We start from the raw sequence: 19,808 nt of genomic DNA, 5'->3' as shown, positions 1-19,808 counted from the left end.
AATTTGCAACACCATGTTGCATTTCGGCGGCGTGGACGTAACCCTTCGCTTCGGCACTTAAATCAGAGGGTTGCAATGAAATTATCCCGGATCAACATCCTGCCCGCGCTCGCCGCGCTTTGTCTCGCGACGCCGACGCATGCGCAGGAAACTACCCTGTCGGGCCTTTATGTCGGCGCCAAGATCGGCGCGAGCATCGCTTCGTTCAGCGACCGCCGCGTTCTTCAGGGCGAATACTTGTTCTACGATGAAAACCAAATCCCGTATTCCGGGACCGCCCAATCCTGGGCGTTTCCCGACAAGACCGACACAGTGTTGGGCGGTGGCGTCTCGCTCGGTTACAATCTCGCATCGAAGACCGGCCTGCCTGTCCGCCTCGAACTCGACTACACGGCGCGCGATGCCGCCGAGGTGTCGTCCACGCGAGACATGACGTATTCAACGACCTACGGCGGCGTTTATTATCCCGCCAATCCCGCCGTCATGACGCAGGCCGACACTGTCACCCTCAATACGTTCATGGCGAACGTCTGGTACGACATTCATACCGGCACTGCGCTCACGCCCTATATCGGCGGCGGCATCGGCTGGGGCTTTGTGAACTATAAAAATACGCGCGCGATGCTCGAAGGCGTTACTTATGACAGCTTCACCGACAAAAAGGACGCAACGAACTTTGCGTGGAGCGTCGGCGCGGGCGTGTCGTATGCGCTTTCAGAGCGGCTGGCGCTCGACATCGGCTATCGCTACGTCGACGCGGGAGATATGAAGGTGAGCGCATCGGGCGGCGAACCGCTGAGCGGAACGAGCGCGATCGCCAGTCACGATGTCATGGTCGGCATCCGCTATGAGTTCGGCAGTTCTCAACGAGCTTCCCTCAAGTAAAAACGCGCGCCCCGCAATGCAAATGGCCGGGAAATCCCGGCCATTTCGCGTTTGAAAGACATGTGCGTTTTCGGATCGATCAATCGAACAGGCTTGAGACCGACTCCTCGCCGGATGTGCGAAGGATCGCCTCGCCGATCAGCGCGGACAGAGACAACACCTCGATGTTGCCCGCCACGCGCACGGCCTCGGTCGGCACGATCGTATCCGTGATGACGAGCGTATCGATCTTCGACGCCTGAATGCGGGCGACCGCGCCCCCCGAAAACACGCCATGCGTGGCATAGGCCGCGACCGACGACGCGCCCTTCTCGATCAGGGCGTGCGCCGCGTTGCACAATGTACCGCCCGAGTCGATGATGTCGTCGATGAGGATGCAGTGACGGCCGGTGACGTTGCCGATCACGTTCATCACCTCGGACTCTCCCGGACGGTCCCGGCGCTTGTCGATGATGGCGAGCGGCGCGTCGATGCGGCTGGCGAGGCTGCGCGCGCGGACCACGCCGCCAACGTCCGGCGAGACGACGGTGATGTTACCGTCGGTGTAGCGCTTGGTGATGTCGCGGACCATGACCGGCGCGGCATAGAGGTTGTCCGTCGGGATGTCGAAGAAGCCCTGAATCTGGCCGGCGTGGAGATCGACGGTGAGCACGCGATCAGCGCCGGCGTGCGTGATGAGGTTCGCCACGAGCTTCGCCGAGATCGGCGTGCGGGGCAGCGTCTTGCGGTCCTGCCGGGCGTAGCCGAAATACGGGATGACCGCCGTGATGCGCCGCGCCGAGGCGCGCCTCAGCGCATCGGTAAGGATCAGCAGCTCCATCAGATTGTCGTTTGCCGGGTAGGATGTCGACTGGATCACGAAGATGTCCTCGCCGCGTACGTTTTCACGCACCTCGACGAAGATTTCCATGTCCGAGAAGCGGCGCACGAGGCATTCCGTCAGCGGTGTCTTCAGATAAGCGGCGATGGCGTTAGCCAGGGGCCGATTGCTATTGCCAGCGACCAGCTTCATGATGCGGGATTGTCCATTGGGTAACGTGAGTTGTGCACAAACGACAACGAGCGCGCTTCTACCAGCGCGCTCGTCATCTGTAAACCTGTGAGCGCCGCATGGCTACCCACAGGTTGAGTTATTATGACTTCGGAATTAGCCCGAGGTGCCGTTTCCAGCCTGAGCCTGGCCGGTGGGTGCCTTACTAAGCAGCTTGGAAACCTCCGCCGCCGCCGCGCCAGCCGCCTGATCCGCGATCTCGCCCCATGGGCCATCGAGAGCGCCCGCGCCGATCTTGTTGTTCTGGACCACGGTCTTCTCAAGCTGCTTGCCGGCCGGATCGACCACCACCCAGCGGATCGTGATCGGCTGCTGGCCGTTCTGGGCCGCACCCATCTCGACCTGTCCCTGGATCTTGTAGGAACCGGGCGCCGCCGATGACGAAAGCTTGATGCCCTGGCGATTGAGCGCGCGCTTCATGGCTTCGGTCAGGGAAGTCTTGCCGTCGCCGGGAGCGCCGGTCACCCCGGACACAACCGCCACCACTTCAGCCGGATGGGCCGCAGCATGCGCACGCGGCGCCGGAGCGGCAACAGCCGAAGCCAGCGAAGGCTCGGCGGCAGGAGCGGGCTGGCGCACCTTCGGTGCCGCGGGCTGAGCCGCAGCCGCCTTCACGGGTGCCGGAGCCGCAGCCGGGGCCGCGGCTGCCTTCACGGGCGTCGCGGGCTGTGCCGCCGCAACGGCGGGAGCCGCCTGCGGAGCGTTCGGGTTTTCAACCCACAGCGCCACATCTGTAGCCGACTTGAGAGCGACTTTCTGGATGCCCTCGTCGTTCAAATGCTTCCAGTTGTCGCCGCCGCGCTTGTTCGAAACGATCTCTTCGCCGGAAATCGTACGAACCTTGTTGCCCGCCTTGTCGGTCACATCGATCGCATAGGCGATCTTGGTGCCCTTCTTTTCGGTGGCAGCCGCATAAGTCGGCTTAAGAATATATTGGGCGTCCTTCGCGTCGACGAGGACGACGCCTTTGGCCTTGATCGAGGCAGCGAGCTGCTCGTCGACCTTGCTTGCATAAGTCTGCGGAACACCCTGTCCGGCGGACAGGGCGACAGCGGGCTTGGCCTTCTGAGTCAGGCTGGCGTTGTCGCTATTCTGAAAGAGATCACCGCTGCACCCGGCGAGGCCGGCAAGCATAAGTCCCCCAGTCAAGAGCGACGCGGCACGGCGAGCTGCGCTCTGCGCGGCCAGTTTGTTCTCGCGCGTCACTTTCTCCACTCCTTGCTTTTTTGCTTCAGGAACGGCGGTACTTGACTATACCGGCACCTATAATTCCGCCGAATCTTTATAACGCACGAAATTTAGCGGTCGCCGTAAAATGCGTCCAGAACGACGCGGCCCAAAGCGGCGAAGCGCCCCAAAAACACGTTAAAATCCGGTTTAAGCCCCCTAGTTATCCACATCACCCGACCAGAATGGCGGAAATTTGGCGTCCGTAGTCCGGCTCGGAGCGCAAGCAAGCACGTCTGTAACTGAAGAGAATCGATTCGTTCTCGGCCGTGCAGACGCCGATATCTTCCGCCGATTTCACCCCAGCCGCGTCAAGACTATCAACCACATAGGCTGACAAGTTGAAATGAGGTCGAGGACCGAACGCGTCCGAGAAATACTTGGCTTTCTCTGGCGCACCGTCGATGAACGCCGTGCGGAATTCCGGCCCCACCTCATAGGCGCGTTGGGAGATGGCCGGGCCGACCGCCGCCCTGATGCGCGAGGCCTTCGCGCCGAGGCTTTCCATGGCGGCGACGGCGGCTTCGAGCACTCCCGCCTTCGCGCCTTTCCATCCGGCATGGGCGGCCGCGACGACGCCCGCCTCCGCATCGGCGAGAAGAACGGGCGCGCAATCGGCCGTGAGCACGCTGACGGCAAGCCCCGGCGTTGCTGTCACGATGGCGTCCGCCTCAGGTGCGTCGGCAGGCTCCCAGGGCTCGTGCGCGATCACCGCTTTCGCCGAATGGATCTGATAAGGACCGATCAGAGACAGGGAAGGAACCCCGAGGACGGCGGCCACGCGCGCGCGGTTTTCCTCGACCGCCTCGCGCCGGTCGCGGGAGCCGCGCCCGCAATTGAGCGACGCGTAGATGCCTTCGGACAAGCCGCCCGTACGCAGGAAGAAGCCATGCCTGACGCCGGGGATCGAAAGCCCCTCCGCTGCCTTGAACGTCACCGCGTCAGCCATCGTCATTCCTTCTAGCCTTGCCCGCCGAAAGGCGGCGGTGGGTCCGATATGCCACGCGTCCATGAAAGGACCTTGAAAAGCGTCCCCATCTGCGCCGGATCGACGAGGCGGGCGATGCTTTGCGCTATGGCGCGCGCTTCCTCCGCCGATGCGCGGGCGAGAAGCTGGTTGGCGCGAGCCTCGACGCCGAGACGCAGAAGCCATTCGCCCATGGTCAAAGGCCCGAAGACGTCGAAGCCGGCATCTTGCGCGACATGTGCCAAGAGCGCGAAGTCCACATGCGCGGTAAGGTCCGTCTGACCCGGCGCGTCGAACAGCCCGGCGAACTTGTGGTGCCGGACGGCTTGCAGCGTCTCGCCGAAGGCCGGCCTCGTGTAGCCGTAATCGATGGCAAGCGCCGCAAGAGGCGCGTCAGCCGAGCGAGCCGCGAAGGTGGCGAAAAGCGGCGCGATGCCGGGACAGTGTTCGAGGATGTCGCCGTCTTGGGGAGCGCCGTGCGATACGGCTGTCAACGGCGGCTGCGCAACGTCTGCAGATCTCGCGAGCCGGAAGTCGCCATCGCAGAAGGTGACCACGCGCTCGCGCCATGCTTTGGGGGCGCCGTCGAACACGAACTGCCGGACGGGCAGACAGTCGAGGAATTCGTTGGCGATGACGATGGCAGGGCCTCCCGGCACTTGGGTCAAATCGTCATGCCACTGCACGGAAACAGGAGATCGTGCGAGCGTCGCCTTCTGCGTTTCCCTCAGCATCTCGGAGCTTTCCACGAGATGCACGGCGGTGCCATGAAGGAAGCCGGGCACGACGCGGGCGGCCCGAAGCGCGTCCGCCATCAGCGTCCCGCGCCCCGGCCCGAGTTCGATGAGGCGCACGTGCCGCGGCTGGCCCATCTGCATCCAGACCTGCGCGGCCCAAAGTCCGATCAACTCGCCGAACACCTGCGAGATTTCCGGTGCCGTAATGAAGTCGCCTCCGCGCCCCAGAGGATTGCGCTTGCGGTAATAGCCGTGCTCGGGATCGTAGAGGCACGCCGCCATATAATCGTGAAGCGGGATCGGGCCCCGTTCCGCGATGGCGCGGCGAAGTTTCAACGCGAGGGGCGTCAAGCCTGAATCGGAAGCATCAGACGGCATGCTGCCGTTCTACGATTTGTCGCGACCGATGGAAAGCTGCTGATAGCCTTTGCCGAGAATGATGGGTTTCTGGCTTGAGATGCGGTTGTTGTTGACGCCGACCCAGCCGATTTCGCCCGAGAGCCTGCCATATTCGATCTTCGGACAGCGGTTCATGACAACCTTGAGCCCTTCCTTCTCGGCGAGCCGTGCCGCCTCGTCGCTGCGCACGCCAAGCTGCATCCAGATCGTCTTGATCGAAAGCTTGTCTTTCAGCGCAACCGCCTCTTCCACGATGCCCTGCGCGGCTCCCGAACTGCGGAAGATTTCCACGACATCCACCGGCTCCGCCAGATCGGCGAGGCTTGCAAAAACCTTCTGGCCGAGGATTTCACCGCCGGCATGCCCCGGATTGATCGGAAATACGCGATAGCCCTTCGCGAGAAGATATTTCAGCACGAAATAGCTCGGGCGCACGGTGTTCGCGCTCGCGCCGACCATGGCGAAAGACTTCGCATTGTGAAGAATGCTCGCGATGTAGGTGTCGGGATAGGAGTCGTGGTTCATCGTGCTCGCCTGCTGCAATGAACTTCGCCATATAGGCCGCAGCGCCGCTTTTCAAGCGCACCGCCTGCTTTTGCCCGCTGTTCTTGGAGCACGGGTTCACGGTGCCGACGTTCAACCGAGGCGCGGACGCTGCAGCGGCATCGTCAGGTCGAAAACGCGGTGAATACTGCGGCAAACTCCGATGACCTGACCCGGCGATATGCTCGAAATGCGGATCGTGCGGAAATTGGGGTTGAGAGGAACGAGATCGACGATGATCGAGCCGTCCTCCGCGCGACCGACCTCGCGGTAGAGTCTAAAGAGGGCGGTCTGTTCCTCGGGCACGAGCGCCAGCACGAAATCGGACGGCGACGGCACAGCGTCGAGGTCGATGAGCGCCTTGTCGCCCGGCTCGAAAGAGACTGGCTCATGGGGGTGGGTCATGGACTTGTCACGGATGTCGATGAAGACGCAGCGGCCGGGCAATGCCTCGTCGCCGAAGACCGGCATTGCCGTGGAGGATGTGGGCTCGGATCCCTCAGCGATGCGTTTCAGTTCGTCCATGTTATCGAGCGCCAGCAAGGGTATGTGACGGGTCTTTGGAGAGGATAACGGCTCCACCCTTTCAATTTTGTTTAAAGAATATCCTTTGCCGAAATATATGTAATCGACCGTAACGCCAAATGCGGCGGCAAACAGGATGGCCTGCTTCGGCGGAACAGCGCGTTCGCCATTCTCGTAGTTCATGTAGCGGCTATAACCCCAGCCGAATTTGCGGACCGCGTCGCTCGCTTTGTCATACCCGGCATCGATGCGCGCTCGCCGAAGGCGATCCGCAATCGATCTGAGTTCATCGGGAGTCCAGTCTCGCATCGTACTTTGCCTACCTACACGCACTGTGTAATACGTGTGCCAAAAGGGGCCTGGTGAGGGAACGTCGGAGTTTGATCTGATTCGCGGGGCTTTGTGATGCAACCGCCCGTATAGCAGGTCGCCGGGGCCTGTCTGCTCCCCGCCCGCAAGAACCGAACATGACCTCTTTCTCCCGGCAGCCGTCCCTCGCGAGTGTGGCCACCCCATTTACTCCCCAATAGAAAGATACTTACGATAATTTTACACGTTATGTGTAGTTTTTTGCATTGAAGCGTTCACTCTTTTCCGGTGCTGTATCCCATGTGTAATCTCACCCCGCTTCGCCTTCCGCGCGCCGAAGCCACGCAGGCCACCTTCCCGACTCTTCCTGCCATCGCTCTCTCGCGTTTGTCGCAACCGGCCCCGCAACCGATCCATGGACGGCGGCGCTGGACGACGGGCGACCTGACCGAAATAGTTGCAGCCCTCGCGACGCTCAGGACAAGCGATATCGCGAGAACGCTCGGCGTCAACCCAAAGGCGCTGCGGTCTCTCCTTCGCCGTAACGGCATCAGCCTGCGCGCCTTGCGCGAGCACGCAAGGCGGGACGAGCCGCAAGACGGCGGTCTCGTGGTGCGACGCTCGCTCGACGCGCCCTCCGCCATCTACGGGGCTGCGGCTTTGGAGCATCTGCCGGATGGCGCCTGCCGCTGGCCCCTTGGCGATCCCGCTGAACCGGGCTTTGCCTTCTGCGGATGCAGGGCCGAACCCGGTCGATCGTATTGCAGGAGTCATCGGCAGCTGGCTTTCCAGCGGGCAGAAGCACCGAGGGGCGCATGACAGAGGCGAAGAGACGCGGTGAGCTTTCCGAAGCCCCTTCACACTGGCGACGCCAGCATACCGCATTCACGCGAGATGTGTTGACGCCGCCCGGCGCGCCCGTCGTCGCACGCCGCCGGGCCCGGCTGGTCCTGACCCCGCTCGAAACGCGCCTTGCGATCCTCGAAGATGCGGCGGCGAAGCCGGAAGCGGTGCGCATCCGCTCGCTTCGCCGCCGCCTGACGGCACTCGACCGCGCACTCTCCGACCGCGAGGCGGAGGCCCTCGAACGGTTGTCTTCGACTATCGCCGCTCTCTCCAATGCCGGAGGGATCAATTACCTCAGATCGGAGGTGCGCTCGCCGCCATCGGGTGGCCGCGTGCCGTTCGGCGAGAAGCAGCGGCGCGAGATCGCGGGCGTAAGTTACGTGCTGAAAGGTCTGGGCGCGGAGGATCGCGCGGCGGTGCTGCGGCTCGTCGCCCTTCTCGATCCAGGCCACAGCGGCATTTTCAAGCCGGACGAGACCTTCGTGGCGGGCGTGCGGAAAGCGGCGGCGGAGGTCGTTCGCCTTTACGACGCCTTCGCGTCCACGCCTCGAAAGCGGGGCGAAACGGTCGAGTGCGGGGCTGCGCAGAAATCCTGAGCCTGGCGCCGGACACCAAGGCATCGTCCTCGCGAGGCATTGGAAGCAAAGCCGAGGCCGCCCATCGACGCGCATCGATGCTTGCCGCTCTCCGCGCGGTTTCCATTCCGGCACCGCTCGTCCTCAGCGGAGGTCGCATCAGAACCCATTCCGATGTGCGGCAATTTCGACTCCGGGTACGGAACTCTTTGCGGGACCGCGTTTTGCCGTCCCGCCTGCGGCCGTGGCGCGAGCACTGTCTTCTTCCGGCCGTTGCGATGGAGTTTTTGCATGATCGACTGGCCCGATGCGGTCCTGCGCCTCACGGCTGCCGCCGCAGTCGGGGCGGCCATCGGCCTCGATCGCGAAGCGCGCGGCAAGCCGACCGGCATTCGCACGCTCGCTATCGTGGCACTCGGCTCGGCGCTGGCAGTCCTTTTGAGCGAGCATCCGTCCGGCGTTCAGGCGGACGCATCGAGCCGGGTCATTCAGGGCGTGCTCACCGGCATCGGCTTTCTTGGTGCGGGCGTGATCCTTCACCGCGACACTAACGACAAGGTTCGGGGACTGACGACCGCCGCCGCCATCTGGTTCACGGCATGCATCGGGATGGCGTGCGGCCTCGGCGCATGGCCCATTGTCGTCACCGCCGCCGTGCTGGTCGCGCTGATCCTTGCGCTCGGCAAGCGCCTGGAACGCCTTTTCGTTCCGAAGGACACTAACGACACGGAAAACCCGCCCGGCAACGCCTGAACCTGATATTCTGCGGCCCAAGCCGTAAATCAGGCCCGACCGGTGTGACCGCGTCGGTCACTCTATTGCGCCGCCCAGGGCATGACCGGCACCGTTGAAATCGAATTTTGCGGCGATCCGTCGATCAGCTTGTCGCTGATGGCCACATACACAAGCGTGTTCCGCTTCTTGTCTACGGTCCGGTAGACGTGCGTCTTCTTGAAAAAGATGGAGGTGCGGTCCGAGTAGACCTCCTCGTTTTCGCCCAGCTTGTCGATATCGACCGTGATCGGGCCGATCTGACGGCACGCGATCGAAAAGCGGCTCGGATCTTCCGCAAGCCCGATCGTGCCGCCTAGGCCGCCTGTCTTCGCCTGCGCGATATGGCAGGCCACGCCCGGCACTTTCGGGTCGTCGAACGCGCTCACGCACACCTTGTCGTTCTTGCCGATGAGGCGGAACGCCGTGCTGATACAGCCGATATCGTCCGCCCGGGCAACGCCGCCGCCTAGCGTCGTCAGCGCCAATACCGCACAAAGCAGCAGCTTTCCGCCCGCATTCCGTTTCATGCCAAATCTCCCACGCCCATGATCCTTGTCATATCGTTTACCATCCGCGAAACGATAGGGGCAGCGAGGCTCGCGATACTGCGTGACTCGATTGCAGCATCGCGCCGTCGATCAAGAAGCGGCGCCGTGGTTTGTGTTTTCAAGCGTCGATCAGCTTCTTGCGTCAAGCGGGTTCACAGGCTGTCGAGGCGCGCCCTTTGAGCCGCTAAGCCGCGTGGCTCTTGAGGTCGGTTGACGCATGGACGAGTTTCGGCGCCGGCGAAGGCAGAGCGACAGGGCGCGCGGGATGTTGGGCGCGCTCGGCAAGAAGGCCGTCTTCCGCTTCCGGCTCCGCGCGCTTCGTGAGGTGATCCGTGCGGCTGATGAAATAGACCCCGGCAATCACGAGGCCGATGCCGAGCGCCTGCACGGCGTCAACCGACTCACGCAGGAAGATCGCCGACAGGACCGCCACGAAAACGTAGCTCAGCGCAGTGACCGGTTGGGCGTAGCTCAGATCCGCGTTGGCGAGCACGACCATCCAGTTGAAGAATTGCAGCGTCATGATCGTAACCACGACCAGGAACAAAGGTTCTCTGAAAATCGCGAAGAACGAGGCGTCATCTGGCAAATCCAGCACCGCCGTCTTCCAGAAAATCTGGATGGAGGAATCCACCACGATCGCAATGACGAGGCCGAATGCTACCTTTAGAGGCAATTTGCGCGGAATAATCATTCGGCATACATAGCCCGGAGCGGATGACGCCTCAACGGGTTACGGGCATTTCCTGCATAACCTGCGATCATTCGGCCACAGGTTGTGCGTGAGGCGCACGCCGCCCGCCGGACAGCCGCGGCGCGCCCTGCCTGCTAGCTGTGCTTGTACTTCACCGAGCAGCCATAGGGCCGCGTTACGGGCGTCGCCACCGGCTTGCCCGCCGCGAGGTCGTCGAGCGCGGCGCGCACGTAATTTTTCGCCGCCTTGACGTCGGACGGGATGGCTGTCGGCTTGTCGTCGAGGCCGCCCATGTAGACGAGCGTACCGTCGCCGTTCACGATGAACATGTGCGGCGTGGTGCGTGCGTCGTAAAGGCGGCCGACCTTGCCTTCCGCATCGAGAAGCACGGCGGCGGGTGCGGCTCCGCGCGTTTCGCTGAGCCTGTCGGCCTCCGCGCCTGAAACGGCGCCCTGCTCGCCCGGCGCGGACGAGATGATCGACAGCCAGACGATGCCCTTTGCGGCCGCGTCTTTCTGAAGGGACTGAATGTTGTTCGTCGAATAGTGCTTCTGCACGTAGGGACAGCCGTCGTTCGTCCATTCGAGCACAACGGTCTTGCCGCGATAATCGGAGAGTTTCACCGTCCTGCCTTTGGAGTCGGTGGCCGAGAAATCCGGCGCGGGCTTGCCCACCTCGGGCGCGGCGGAAGCTGCCGCCGTCATCGCGACGCTTGCCAGGAGAACGGCCAGCGGTTTCAGGAAAGACATCGTCAGGCTCCCTTGTTTGAGGATGGACCGGCGACTTTCGCCTTCGTTTTCGTTTCGTCGAGGACAAGCCCGACCGTCAGAAGCTGAGGCAGTACGCGCGGTTCCGCCCCGCCTCCGGGATAGAACAGGTAAAGGGGCACGCCCGCGCGGCCGAACTTGTGCAACAGGTCTGTGATCTCGGGGTTCCGGCTCGTCCAGTCGCCGACGAGGTAGGTGATGCCGCGCTTCGCGAAGGCGTCGGCAACGGCCTCGGACTTCAGCGCCACGCGCTCGTTCACCTTGCAGGTTATGCACCATGCGGCGGTCAGGTTCACGAACACGGGTTTGCCCTCGGCGATGAGGCCGTCGAGGCGTGCCTTGGTGAATGTCTCGCCGGACAGCGCTGCCTTCTCCGCGCTCGCCGCCATGTTGACGCTGCCTGCCGTCTCCGCGAGCGACAGAGACAAAGCGAAAGCCGCGACGCCGAGCACGGGCGCGACGAGCTTCGCCCGCAGCGGCGCATAGGCCGTCTTGCCCGCCAGCCACGCCGCGAAGCCCACACCGACGAAGGCGAGCGCCGCCGCCATCACGCCGTCGCTGCCCGTCTGGATCGACAGCACCCACACGAGCCAGGCGGCGGTAGCGTAGAGCGGGAAGGCGAGCACCTGTTTCAGCGTCTCCATCCATGCGCCGGGCTTCGGCAGGATATGCTGCAAGCCGGGGCTGAGGCTCAGGAGCACGACGGGCGCCGCGAAGCCGATGCCGAGGCCCAGCATGACGGCGGCGAGTACCGCCACGGGTTGCGTCAGCGCATAGCCGATGGCCGCGCCCATGAACGGCGCGGTACAGGGCGTCGCCGCCACGGCAGCGAGCACGCCCGTGAAGAAGTAGCCCGCATTGCCGGGCTTTCGCGCGAGGCTGTCGCCAGCGCTCATCAGACCGCCGCCGAAGGACACGACGCCGGAAAGGCTGAGCCCCATCACGAAGAACAGGATCGCGAGCGCCAGCACGAAGGCAGGGGACTGGAACTGAAAGCCCCAGCCGAAGGCGGCGCTTCCTTCGCGCAGCACGGCGAGGAGCGCGGCAAGCGCCGCGAAACACACGAGCACGCCGCCGAGATAGGCGAAGCCCTGCTGCCAGTGCCCACCTTCCGCCTTGTTGGCGAAGCCGAGCGCCTTGATCGCGAGCACGGGAAACACGCACGGCATGAGGTTCAGGATCGCGCCGCCGAGGAACGCGAACAGGATGGCGAGCGCGATGCTCGACACTGCGCCTTCGTCCGCAGCGAAGCGGTCGCCGGCAACCGCCTCACCGGTCGATGGTGCAACAGCCTCGGCGATGCCGCCGTCGCCAGACCCGCCGCCCTCGGCAAGCTTCGCGGGCGCGCCGAGCGCCGCACCGTCCGGGCCGCGCGCCGCTGATATCACATAGCCCTTGCGCTCGCCGCCCTTCGTGAGGGCCAGCACCCCTTCCAGCTTGTCGGGCGTCTCTTTCGTTTCGCCCTGCTTCAGGTCGAGCGTGAGCTTGCCGCCGTCGAGCGCCATTTTTTGGGGGGCCGAGTTGGAAACCGCGCCCCACCCGAGCGGGAAGAAGCGTGCATCCGTCGTGCCGTTGAGGAGCGAAGCGTCCGCGCTGACGGTCAGCCGTAGCTCTCCTTTGGCGGCGTTCACCGAATAGGACGCCGAACCCGAAAGCGGCACCGGCACCGTCGCGCGGGCCTTCGCAATGGCCGCCGCGTGTTCCGACGGCGCGGCAGCACCCGCAGCCACGGGAAGCGTCAATCGGACTTCGCTCTCTTCCGGGACGCAAATGTCCTTGCAGACGAGATAATTGACCTTCGCGGCGAGCGTCACGTTGTCGCCGGCGGCATCCTTCGGCACGACGATGTCGGTGAGAAGCAGAAGGTCTCCGCTATAGCCATAGTCGACGAGCGGCGTAATCGGGATGACATCGGGCAGCGGCCACTGAATCGGACCGGCTTCGAAGCCCTGCGGCAAAGTCCAGGCGATGGACGTCGGCTCGCCGGAATCGCCCGGATTGATCCAGTAGGTGTGCCATTCGGGCTCGATCCGCTCGCGCACGGCGACGGTAATCGTCTCGCCGGGGACGACGGCGGTCCGCTCCGACAGAAGATCGACCTCGACATGCTTCCTGGGCGCGGCTTCCGCCGCCGCGAGCCCTGCAAGAACGAGGCAGGCCATGAGAAGGCCCGGCACGGATTTCGATTTCCAGCGTATCATTCGCACCCGCTTGCGGTTGAGGCTCGCGGCAAGGCCACGGCGCCCAACCGGTCAGATAGTCTTCCATAACACGCAAGATCAAGGGGGGGCGACGTTGCGAGGCATGGCCGGGGCTCAGGAAGGGCGCGCTCGCGCTTTTCCGAAGCAGGCGGACGCCGCCTGCGGCTTCCTGCCGGAAACCCCGGAAAGCGCCTCAAATTCGCCCCAAAAAACCCGAAACCGTCTCTTGCTTAGGCGGGGTAAAAATATTTGTATCCGGTCTTGAACGGACACCTTGTCGTGGCGCCGTCCGGTCGCATTTTGACCTGATCGGGGCGACCTTTCGCGCTGCACGGCAGATTACTTTCGGGAGTTGGGGGAATGGACCGTCGCACGTGGCTCAAGCTTGCCGCATCCACAGCCGCCGCGGCTGCGTTCCCGCTGCCGTCGTTCGCGCAGATCAACCTGTCGCCCGACAGCCCTGATTCCTACCCGTTCTCGGAAGAGCTGCTCGATGCCTTCGCGCGCCGCCGCGCCGACGAGCCGTTCAAAGCCCCCGACAAGAAGGTCGACGAAGCGCTCGCGAACCTGACCTGGGAGCAGTACAATCGCGCAATCGTCTACAAGGACGATCAGGCGCTCTGGCGTAACGATAACGCGCCTTTCCGTCTTGAGCCTTACCACACAGCGGGCGCGATCTTTGCTTTCCCGGTCGAGCTGTTTCAGGTGGAAGCCGGGCGCGCGACGAAGATTCCGTATGCCGCCGATGCTTTCGAGTTCAACCCGCCCGCGAAGGCTCCGGCTACACCGGCACAGTCCGATTTCGCCGGGTTCCACGCGCAGGCGCAGATCGACCGTCTCGGCGTTTTCCGCGACTTCCTGAGATTTCTCGGCGCGACGAACTTCCGCGCCATCGCGAGCGGTCAGGTCTTCGGCGTTTCGGCGCGCGCGCTGGCGATCAACACAGGACAGACGGGCGGGGAAGACTTCCCGCTGTTCCGCTCGTTCTGGATCGAGCGGCCGCGCCCGGTCGATCAGTCGCTCGTGGTGCATGGGCTTTTCGACAGCGTGAGCGCGGTCGGTCGCTACAAGTTCACCGTGACGCCCGGCTTCGATACGATCATCGACACGGAGGCAACGATCTACCCGCGCCGCCGCATCGCCTATGCGGGCATCGCTCCCATTGCCAGCCGCTTCTTCTTCGGACCGTCCGCCGCGCCGAAGCGGCGCGACTTCCGCCCGCGCGTGCACGATTCCGAGGCGCTGGCGATCCTCAACGGCCAGGGCGAGCAGATCTGGCGTCCGCTTCTCAATCCCGAGCGGCTGCAATTTTCCGTGTTCGTCGACAAGGCGCCTAAAGGCTTCGGCCTCATCCAGAAGGAGCGCTCGTTCGCTGCCTATCAGGACACCGACGCGCAGTTCGAGAAGCGCCCTTCGCTCTGGATCGAGCCGGTGGGTGACTGGGGCGAGGGCTCCATCGATCTGATCGAACTGCCCGCGCCGGAAGAAATCAACGAAAACATCGTCTGTTTCTGGCGGCCGAAGGATGGGCTTGGGCCCGGCATTGGCCATCGCTACCGCTACCGGATGCACTGGTGCTGGACCCCGCCCATCGAGAACCGGCGCGCAAGCGTCGCGCAGACGCGCATCGGCGAAACCAAGTCGGGCGACATCGCTTTCATCGTCGACTTCGCGAACACGGAGCGCTGCGAAGGCTGCAATCCGTCGGCACTGGCAGCGCAGGTCACGGCCTCGGCTGGCGAGGTGCGCAATGTACGCGTCGTTGCGGGGCCGGAAGCGGGGCAGCAGCGGCTGCGCTTCGAATACGCGACTTCGGGCAGCGACCCGGCGGATCTGCGCGCGCAACTGTCGGTCGATGGCAAGGCCGTCTCGGAAACCTGGATATTCCGGTGGGCGCGCTGACGCGCTCTCTCCGACCTCCTCGGATTTTTTGATGACTCCGGCGTTTGGAGGGCAATGCACCATGGACAGACGGGATGTCCTGAAGTTCGGCGCCGGCTTTGCGGCCGCGCTCTATTTTGCGCGGCATGCGGATGTCATCGGCGAGGCGCGCGCCGAAGGCAGCGAGCCGTTTTCCTTCGAGACGCTCGTCGAGCGCGCGCGCCAGCTTTCGGCGTCTCCCTATGCGCCGCCCGCGGACACCATCCCGGAAAGCTATAAGGATCTGAATTACGACCAGTATCGCGACATCCGGTTCAAGCGCGAGGATGCGCTCTGGGCCAATGACAATCTCGGTTTCACGGCGGAGTTTTTCAGCGCGGGCTATCTGTACACGACGCCGGTGCAAATTTTCACCGTGGCGGATGGCCGGGCGACCGAACTGAAGTATCGCGCCGACCTTTTTTCCTACGGGCAGAATGTGACGCCGCCGCCCGAGGGCACCGCGCCCGGCTTCTCGGGTTTCCGCATCCACACGCCAATCGACAAGGCGAACCAGATGGACGAGTTCGCCGTCTTTCAGGGCGCGAGCTATTTCCGCGCGAAGGCGAGCGGACAGGGCTACGGGCTTTCGGCGCGAGGGCTCGCGATCGACACGGCGCAACCGCCGCATGACGAGTTTCCGGTTTTCCGCTCTTTCTGGATCGTAAGACCCGATGCTGGCGCATCCTCGGTCACGGTTTTTGCACTGCTTGACAGTATAAGCGTGTCGGGAGCTTACAAGTTCGTCATCTCGGTTCGCGCTAACACGGTCATGGATGTGGATTGCACGCTCTTTCCGCGCAGGACCATGGCCTATGCCGGGATCGCGCCACTGACGAGCATGTTCTATTTCGCTCCCAGCTCTTCCTATCTCGCCGACGAGGTTCGCAACCGCGTCCACGATTCAGACGGCCTCGCGATCTGGAACGGCAAGGGCGAGCATATCTGGCGGCCGCTCATCAATCCGCCGCGCGTTCAGTTTTCCGCGTTCGTCGACAACGCTGTGCGCGGCTTCGGCCTCATACAGCGCGAACGGCGAGGCGACCGCTACGAAGATTTCGAGGCGCATTACGAGCAGCGCCCGAGCCTCTGGGTCGAGCCGCGCGAAAGCTTCGGCCTTGGTTCGGTCGATCTGGTCGAACTGCCGACCACCACCGAGTACTTCGACAACATCGTGGCTTACTGGCACCCGAAAGAGCCGCTGGCGGCGGGCGCAAGCTACGCCTACAAATATCGTCTGACATGGTGCGACGCTCCGCCGCTACGCATCAATTACGCCACCGTGGCACAGACGCTCGTGGGCGCATCGTTGCAGAATGCTGGCCGGCGGCTGTTCAACATTGACTTTGCCGGAACCGAAGAGTTCAACCTGTGCGATGATTCCGTCGAATTTTGCGGCGATAAGGGCCGCATCATGGAACTAACCGCGAGTGCAGGAACTATCGTGAACGCTACCATCCGGCGAAACCGGGTTTCCGGGGGCCATCGTGTCGCTTTCGAATATGAGCCGGCAGCGGGTTCGATCGAAGCGGATTTGCGATGCTCTTTGCTTGCGGATGGTAAACCGATTTCCGAAGTCTGGATCTACCGGTGGACGGCCTGAGGTCAAGCATGCACGATACGCTATCTCCCGCCGAGACCCCTGCCGTACCGGCCTCGCGCGTCCAATCCGTGTTCGCGCCTCAGAGCCTCGACAGTTTCGACCGCACCACGCGCCGCAAGCTTCCGATGGACGTGCAAGCGCCGCTTCGCCGCTTCCTCATTTTCGGCGGTGCCTTTGCGATCACGATCTATCTGATCGTTCAGCTTTACCTTGTGCTGAGCGTGGGCAGTTTCGGTGGCCTCGGCATCGCGCTGGTGGTGCTGTTCTCGATCAACATCTTCTGGCTGTCGCTGTCGTTCATGACGGCGCTGGCAGGCTTTTTCGTCATCGCGACGGGGATGCGGCGTTCTCTCGTCAAGCCCGAGGACTACGACGCCAAGGCCCCGCTGACCGGGCGTACGGCGATCCTCGTCTGCACCTATAACGAGGCGCCCGCCCGCATTTTCGGCATGGCGGTCGCGACGCTCGACTCCATCGCCAAGCTGGGTCAGGGCAAAAGCTTCGACCTTTTCATCCTGAGCGACACCACAGACCCCGATGTGTGGGTGCAAGAGGAGGCGGCCTTTCAGTCCGTCCGCGAGCGCGAAGCGTGCGGGCATCGCATCTTCTATCGCCGCCGCTCGCAGAATACCGGCAAGAAGGCTGGCAACGTCGCCGACTGGTGCCGCCGCTGGGGCGCGAATTACGAATACATGCTGGTGCTCGACGCGGACAGCCTGATGACGGGCGAGTCCGTTACGAAGCTGGCCGCGATCATCGAGAAAAACCCCGACTTCGGCCTCGTGCAGACGGTGCCCCTTTCCATCGGCCGCAACACGCTGTTCGCGCGCCTGCAACAGTTTGCCGGACGCCTCTACGGCCCGATGCTGGCGACGGGCCTTGCGTTCTGGCATCGCGGCACGTCGAATTTCTGGGGCCACAACGCGATCATCCGCACGCGCGCCTTCATCGAGAGCGCCGGGCTTCCGATGCTGCCGGGCAAGCCGCCCTTCGGCGGGCAGATCCTGTCCCACGACTTCGTCGAGGCAGCGCTTCTGAATCGCGCGGGCTGGCGTGTCGTCATGGTGCCGGACCTCGCGGGCTCTTACGAGGAAATCCCCCCCGCGCTGATCGACTTCGCCATGCGCGACCGCCGTTGGGCGCAGGGCAATCTCCAGCATTCCCGGGTGATGTTCGCGGACGGCCTGCATTGGGTGAGCCGCGTGCATATGGCAATGGGCATCATGGCCTATGTCTCGGCGCTGGTGTGGTTCCTGTTCATCATCATCGCGCTCGCGCTGACGCTGCAATCGATTTACACGCTGCCGCAATATTTCACGGACGACTTCTCCCTCTTCCCGAAGTGGCCCATGCAGGACAGCGAGCGCTCGTTGCAGCTTCTGATCCTGACACTCAGCGTTCTGCTTCTGCCGAAGCTTTTCGCCTATGTTCTCGCGCTGATGGACAGCCGCCAGCGGAAAGGGTTCGGCGGGCCGTTCCTCCTCTTCGTCGGCGTGCTGATCGAAACGGTCCTCTCGTCGCTGTTCGCGCACATCATGATGCTGCTCCAGTCGGGCGCCGTGGTGGATGTGTTCCGCGGCCGCGACAGCGGATGGAAGCCGCAGCGCCGCGACGACGGCTCCTTGCCGTTCTGGGAGATCATGCAGTTCCATCGCCTGCACATGATGATCGGCATCGCGCTGGCGATCGGCACCTGGTATTCGTCGAAGATCCTGTTCCTGTGGATGCTGCCCGCGTCGCTCGGCCTCGTCTTTGCCGGGCCTCTTTCGTGGTGGTCGGCGCAGCGCTCGGCGGGTGAAGGGTTCCGTCGCTTCGGGCTCCTCCAGATCGAGGAAGAAAAGTCGCCGCCGTCAATCGCAGGCGAGGCCCATCGCGCGCAGGCCGAGGTGGAGAAGGCAGCCGCCGAGCACGAGGCCATCACGCAACTCGTCAAGAGCCCGAAGCTTCGCCGCCTCCATCGCGAGTTGATTCAAATGCAGCCGATCACGCTGGAGTCTCGAATTTCGCCGAACCTCGCCATCGGACGGGCAAAACTGGACGTCTCCGCCAATCTCTCCGAGTTGCTGAGCTTGCTGAAACCAGGCGAGAAAGCGGCGTTACTGTCCGATCCCGAAAGTCTCGCACGTCTCGAAGCTTTTATTCCTGCCGAAATTCCGCCAGAAAAACAGCCTCAAACATCGGCTCAGCCACTGGAGCAAACAACCTAGTGGAGCGAATTTGACATTTGAGTCCCGGCGGCTGTGAGCTCTCGCTCAAATGTCAAATTCAAAAGCTCCACTAGAATCATGATGTTGCCAGTGGTCTTTTCGATTCCGACATTTGCTCGCGAGCGTGCTGCAAACGGATGCAAATGTCGGAATCGGACCACTAGCGTGGCGGGTGACGGTTGGGGCCTCGGGAGTTTCCCCAGGCAGAGACCAGAACCCCGGCTGCCGCTGGGATTGAGTCGTCCGCGCTCGCGAGAGTCTGGGCGAACTCGGCAATACCCGCGCCGGATCGACCGAGTTCCGGCGCGCTCGTTCCGCGAAAGGGAACCGACATGTCATCGAAAAAGGTCATGCCGCTTCTCCTGACGAGTATAACGTCATGCGTTATCGCGTTCGGAGATCTGGGCACCGCCGAAGCGCAAGTGCAACTGGCGCAATTCCAGCCGCAAGGGCAGCAGGGCGACGAGCAGAAAAGGAAGCCGCGCGATGATCAGCGCGGCGAACAGCCTCGGGGCGGTCAGCAGGATCAGCAGCGCGGCGGCGGTCGACCGGAACAGCGGGGCGGCCCGGATCAGCGCGCGCAGCAGCCGCAGGAACAGCGTGGCGGCCAGCAGCGCGGCGGCGGCGCCGAGCAATTGCAGCGCGCACAGCCGGAGCAGCGCCAGCAGCCGCGTTTCGGGCAGGATCAGGGCTTCGGCCAGCGCGACCGCGGAGGCCAGCAGCCCGAGCCACGTGGACAGGCGCAGGAACGCGGACGGCAGGAATTTGAGCCGCGCAAGGCCCAGGAACAGGAGCGCCCGAGGCAGCAGCCCGAACAAAAGAAGGTTCAGGAGCAGGAGCGGGTGCAACCCGGCCAACCTCAGGGCGGGCGCTTCGGCCAGCAGCCCGGCGGCGCGGGTCAGCCGCAAGGCGGACGCTTCGGCGAGGGTACGCCGCAAGGCACACCCGGCGGCAGGCAGCCACAGGGACAGGGCGCGACCGGCTTCGGCTCGGCGGGCGGTCAGGGCACCCAGCAGCCCGGCGGCGCGGG

18 protein-coding genes and 1 pseudogene are annotated in these 19,808 nt (G+C 63.6%); 8 read left to right on the top strand and 11 right to left on the bottom strand.

The annotated features are described in order from the left end of the window. Window positions 1-75: 75 nt before the first annotated feature. Window positions 76-885, top strand: a complete 810-nt coding sequence (locus QM659_RS14470; RefSeq protein WP_415188951.1) for an outer membrane protein — start codon at window positions 76-78, stop codon at window positions 883-885. A gap of 79 nt (window positions 886-964) precedes the next feature. On the opposite strand, the gene QM659_RS14465 is transcribed toward QM659_RS14470, so the two are convergent. From QM659_RS14465 to QM659_RS14440, 6 genes are all read right to left on the bottom strand, one after another. Further along, complete coding sequence (locus QM659_RS14465; RefSeq protein WP_127077796.1) at window positions 965-1,897, bottom strand: ribose-phosphate pyrophosphokinase; 933 nt, start codon at window positions 1,895-1,897, stop codon at window positions 965-967. A gap of 135 nt (window positions 1,898-2,032) precedes the next feature. Beyond that, the gene (locus QM659_RS14460; RefSeq protein WP_415188950.1) at window positions 2,033-3,142 is read right to left on the bottom strand and encodes a hypothetical protein; all 1,110 of its coding nucleotides are present in this window, start codon (window positions 3,140-3,142) and stop codon (window positions 2,033-2,035) included. Window positions 3,143-3,335: 193 nt separating this feature from the next. Next, window positions 3,336-4,112, bottom strand: a complete 777-nt coding sequence (gene pgeF, locus QM659_RS14455; RefSeq protein ID WP_415188949.1) for a peptidoglycan editing factor PgeF — start codon at window positions 4,110-4,112, stop codon at window positions 3,336-3,338. A gap of 11 nt (window positions 4,113-4,123) precedes the next feature. Further along, window positions 4,124-5,245 (bottom strand): class I SAM-dependent methyltransferase, encoded by a 1,122-nt coding sequence (locus QM659_RS14450; RefSeq protein ID WP_415188948.1) that lies wholly within the window; start codon window positions 5,243-5,245, stop codon window positions 4,124-4,126. Window positions 5,246-5,254: 9 nt separating this feature from the next. Further along, window positions 5,255-5,791, bottom strand: coding sequence for a CoA-binding protein (locus QM659_RS14445; protein WP_415188947.1), 537 nt, complete (start codon window positions 5,789-5,791; stop codon window positions 5,255-5,257). Window positions 5,792-5,902: 111 nt separating this feature from the next. Continuing rightward, entirely contained in the window at window positions 5,903-6,643 is a 741-nt protein-coding gene (locus QM659_RS14440; protein WP_415188946.1) for a LexA family transcriptional regulator, read from the bottom strand. Window positions 6,644-6,943: 300 nt separating this feature from the next. Between QM659_RS14440 and QM659_RS14435 the strand changes: the two genes are divergently transcribed. The 3 genes from QM659_RS14435 to QM659_RS14425 all read left to right on the top strand — a co-directional run bounded on the left by QM659_RS14435 (window position 6,944) and on the right by QM659_RS14425 (window position 8,817). Then, entirely contained in the window at window positions 6,944-7,462 is a 519-nt protein-coding gene (locus tag QM659_RS14435; protein ID WP_415188945.1) for a GcrA family cell cycle regulator, read from the top strand. Beyond that, window positions 7,459-8,085 carry a hypothetical protein gene (locus tag QM659_RS14430; RefSeq protein WP_415188944.1) on the top strand — a complete coding sequence of 209 codons (627 nt, stop codon included), beginning with the start codon at window positions 7,459-7,461 and terminating at the stop codon, window positions 8,083-8,085. Before QM659_RS14435 ends, QM659_RS14430 begins: the two co-directional genes overlap by 4 nt. 270 nt (window positions 8,086-8,355) lie before the next feature. Then, window positions 8,356-8,817, top strand: a complete 462-nt coding sequence (locus QM659_RS14425; RefSeq protein ID WP_415188943.1) for an MgtC/SapB family protein — start codon at window positions 8,356-8,358, stop codon at window positions 8,815-8,817. 62 nt (window positions 8,818-8,879) lie between these two features. Here the strand turns inward: QM659_RS14425 and QM659_RS14420 are convergent, their stop codons facing one another. The 4 genes from QM659_RS14420 to QM659_RS14405 form a co-directional block, all read right to left on the bottom strand. After that, window positions 8,880-9,365 carry a CreA family protein gene (locus tag QM659_RS14420; RefSeq protein WP_415188942.1) on the bottom strand — a complete coding sequence of 162 codons (486 nt, stop codon included), beginning with the start codon at window positions 9,363-9,365 and terminating at the stop codon, window positions 8,880-8,882. 205 nt (window positions 9,366-9,570) lie between these two features. Continuing rightward, window positions 9,571-10,062 carry an EamA family transporter gene (locus tag QM659_RS14415; RefSeq protein ID WP_415188941.1) on the bottom strand — a complete coding sequence of 164 codons (492 nt, stop codon included), beginning with the start codon at window positions 10,060-10,062 and terminating at the stop codon, window positions 9,571-9,573. A 152-nt stretch (window positions 10,063-10,214) separates the two neighbouring features. Next, window positions 10,215-10,829: a thioredoxin family protein gene (locus QM659_RS14410; protein ID WP_415188940.1), complete on the bottom strand. Its 615-nt coding sequence runs from the start codon at window positions 10,827-10,829 to the stop codon at window positions 10,215-10,217. A gap of 2 nt (window positions 10,830-10,831) precedes the next feature. Then, entirely contained in the window at window positions 10,832-13,048 is a 2,217-nt protein-coding gene (locus tag QM659_RS14405) for a protein-disulfide reductase DsbD family protein (RefSeq protein WP_415188939.1), read from the bottom strand. A gap of 360 nt (window positions 13,049-13,408) precedes the next feature. Here QM659_RS14405 and QM659_RS14400 point away from each other — a divergent pair, with 360 nt between their 5' ends. The 3 genes from QM659_RS14400 to mdoH all read left to right on the top strand — a co-directional run bounded on the left by QM659_RS14400 (window position 13,409) and on the right by mdoH (window position 18,778). Further along, a complete protein-coding gene (locus tag QM659_RS14400) occupies window positions 13,409-14,950 on the top strand; it encodes a glucan biosynthesis protein (protein WP_127077820.1) in 1,542 nt (513 codons plus the stop codon). A 61-nt stretch (window positions 14,951-15,011) separates the two neighbouring features. Beyond that, window positions 15,012-16,571: a glucan biosynthesis protein gene (locus QM659_RS14395; protein ID WP_415188938.1), complete on the top strand. Its 1,560-nt coding sequence runs from the start codon at window positions 15,012-15,014 to the stop codon at window positions 16,569-16,571. Window positions 16,572-16,579: 8 nt separating this feature from the next. Continuing rightward, the gene (mdoH, locus tag QM659_RS14390) at window positions 16,580-18,778 is read left to right on the top strand and encodes a glucans biosynthesis glucosyltransferase MdoH (protein WP_415188937.1); all 2,199 of its coding nucleotides are present in this window, start codon (window positions 16,580-16,582) and stop codon (window positions 18,776-18,778) included. A gap of 377 nt (window positions 18,779-19,155) precedes the next feature. Here the strand turns inward: mdoH and QM659_RS14385 are convergent, their stop codons facing one another. Then, the gene (locus QM659_RS14385; protein WP_415188936.1) at window positions 19,156-19,626 is read right to left on the bottom strand and encodes a hypothetical protein; all 471 of its coding nucleotides are present in this window, start codon (window positions 19,624-19,626) and stop codon (window positions 19,156-19,158) included. Here QM659_RS14385 and QM659_RS14380 point away from each other — a divergent pair. Next, window positions 19,621-19,808, top strand: a pseudogene (locus QM659_RS14380) (hypothetical protein); the annotation flags it as partial. The gene QM659_RS14385 and the pseudogene QM659_RS14380 overlap by 6 nt on opposite strands.

This window comes from Rhodomicrobium sp., from assembly GCF_047605405.1.
In the GTDB taxonomy this organism is placed as follows: Bacteria; Pseudomonadota; Alphaproteobacteria; order Rhizobiales; family Rhodomicrobiaceae; genus Rhodomicrobium; species Rhodomicrobium lacus.
The sequence above is the reverse complement of the archived record's forward strand: the minus strand, read 5'-3'. Positions and strand labels throughout refer to the sequence as shown.

Coding starts and splice junctions, on each gene's coding strand:
- QM659_RS14470 (WP_415188951.1), top strand. CDS start 76: ATGAAATTATCCCGGATCAACATCCTGCCCGCGCTCGCCGCGCTTTGT.
- QM659_RS14465 (WP_127077796.1), bottom strand. CDS start 1,897: ATGAAGCTGGTCGCTGGCAATAGCAATCGGCCCCTGGCTAACGCCATC.
- pgeF (WP_415188949.1), bottom strand. CDS start 4,112: ATGGCTGACGCGGTGACGTTCAAGGCAGCGGAGGGGCTTTCGATCCCC.
- QM659_RS14450 (WP_415188948.1), bottom strand. CDS start 5,245: ATGCCGTCTGATGCTTCCGATTCAGGCTTGACGCCCCTCGCGTTGAAA.
- QM659_RS14445 (WP_415188947.1), bottom strand. CDS start 5,791: ATGAACCACGACTCCTATCCCGACACCTACATCGCGAGCATTCTTCAC.
- QM659_RS14440 (WP_415188946.1), bottom strand. CDS start 6,643: ATGCGAGACTGGACTCCCGATGAACTCAGATCGATTGCGGATCGCCTT.
- QM659_RS14435 (WP_415188945.1), top strand. CDS start 6,944: ATGTGTAATCTCACCCCGCTTCGCCTTCCGCGCGCCGAAGCCACGCAG.
- QM659_RS14430 (WP_415188944.1), top strand. CDS start 7,459: ATGACAGAGGCGAAGAGACGCGGTGAGCTTTCCGAAGCCCCTTCACAC.
- QM659_RS14425 (WP_415188943.1), top strand. CDS start 8,356: ATGATCGACTGGCCCGATGCGGTCCTGCGCCTCACGGCTGCCGCCGCA.
- QM659_RS14420 (WP_415188942.1), bottom strand. CDS start 9,365: ATGAAACGGAATGCGGGCGGAAAGCTGCTGCTTTGTGCGGTATTGGCG.
- QM659_RS14410 (WP_415188940.1), bottom strand. CDS start 10,829: ATGTCTTTCCTGAAACCGCTGGCCGTTCTCCTGGCAAGCGTCGCGATG.
- QM659_RS14405 (WP_415188939.1), bottom strand. CDS start 13,048: ATGATACGCTGGAAATCGAAATCCGTGCCGGGCCTTCTCATGGCCTGC.
- QM659_RS14400 (WP_127077820.1), top strand. CDS start 13,409: ATGGACCGTCGCACGTGGCTCAAGCTTGCCGCATCCACAGCCGCCGCG.
- QM659_RS14395 (WP_415188938.1), top strand. CDS start 15,012: ATGGACAGACGGGATGTCCTGAAGTTCGGCGCCGGCTTTGCGGCCGCG.
- mdoH (WP_415188937.1), top strand. CDS start 16,580: ATGCACGATACGCTATCTCCCGCCGAGACCCCTGCCGTACCGGCCTCG.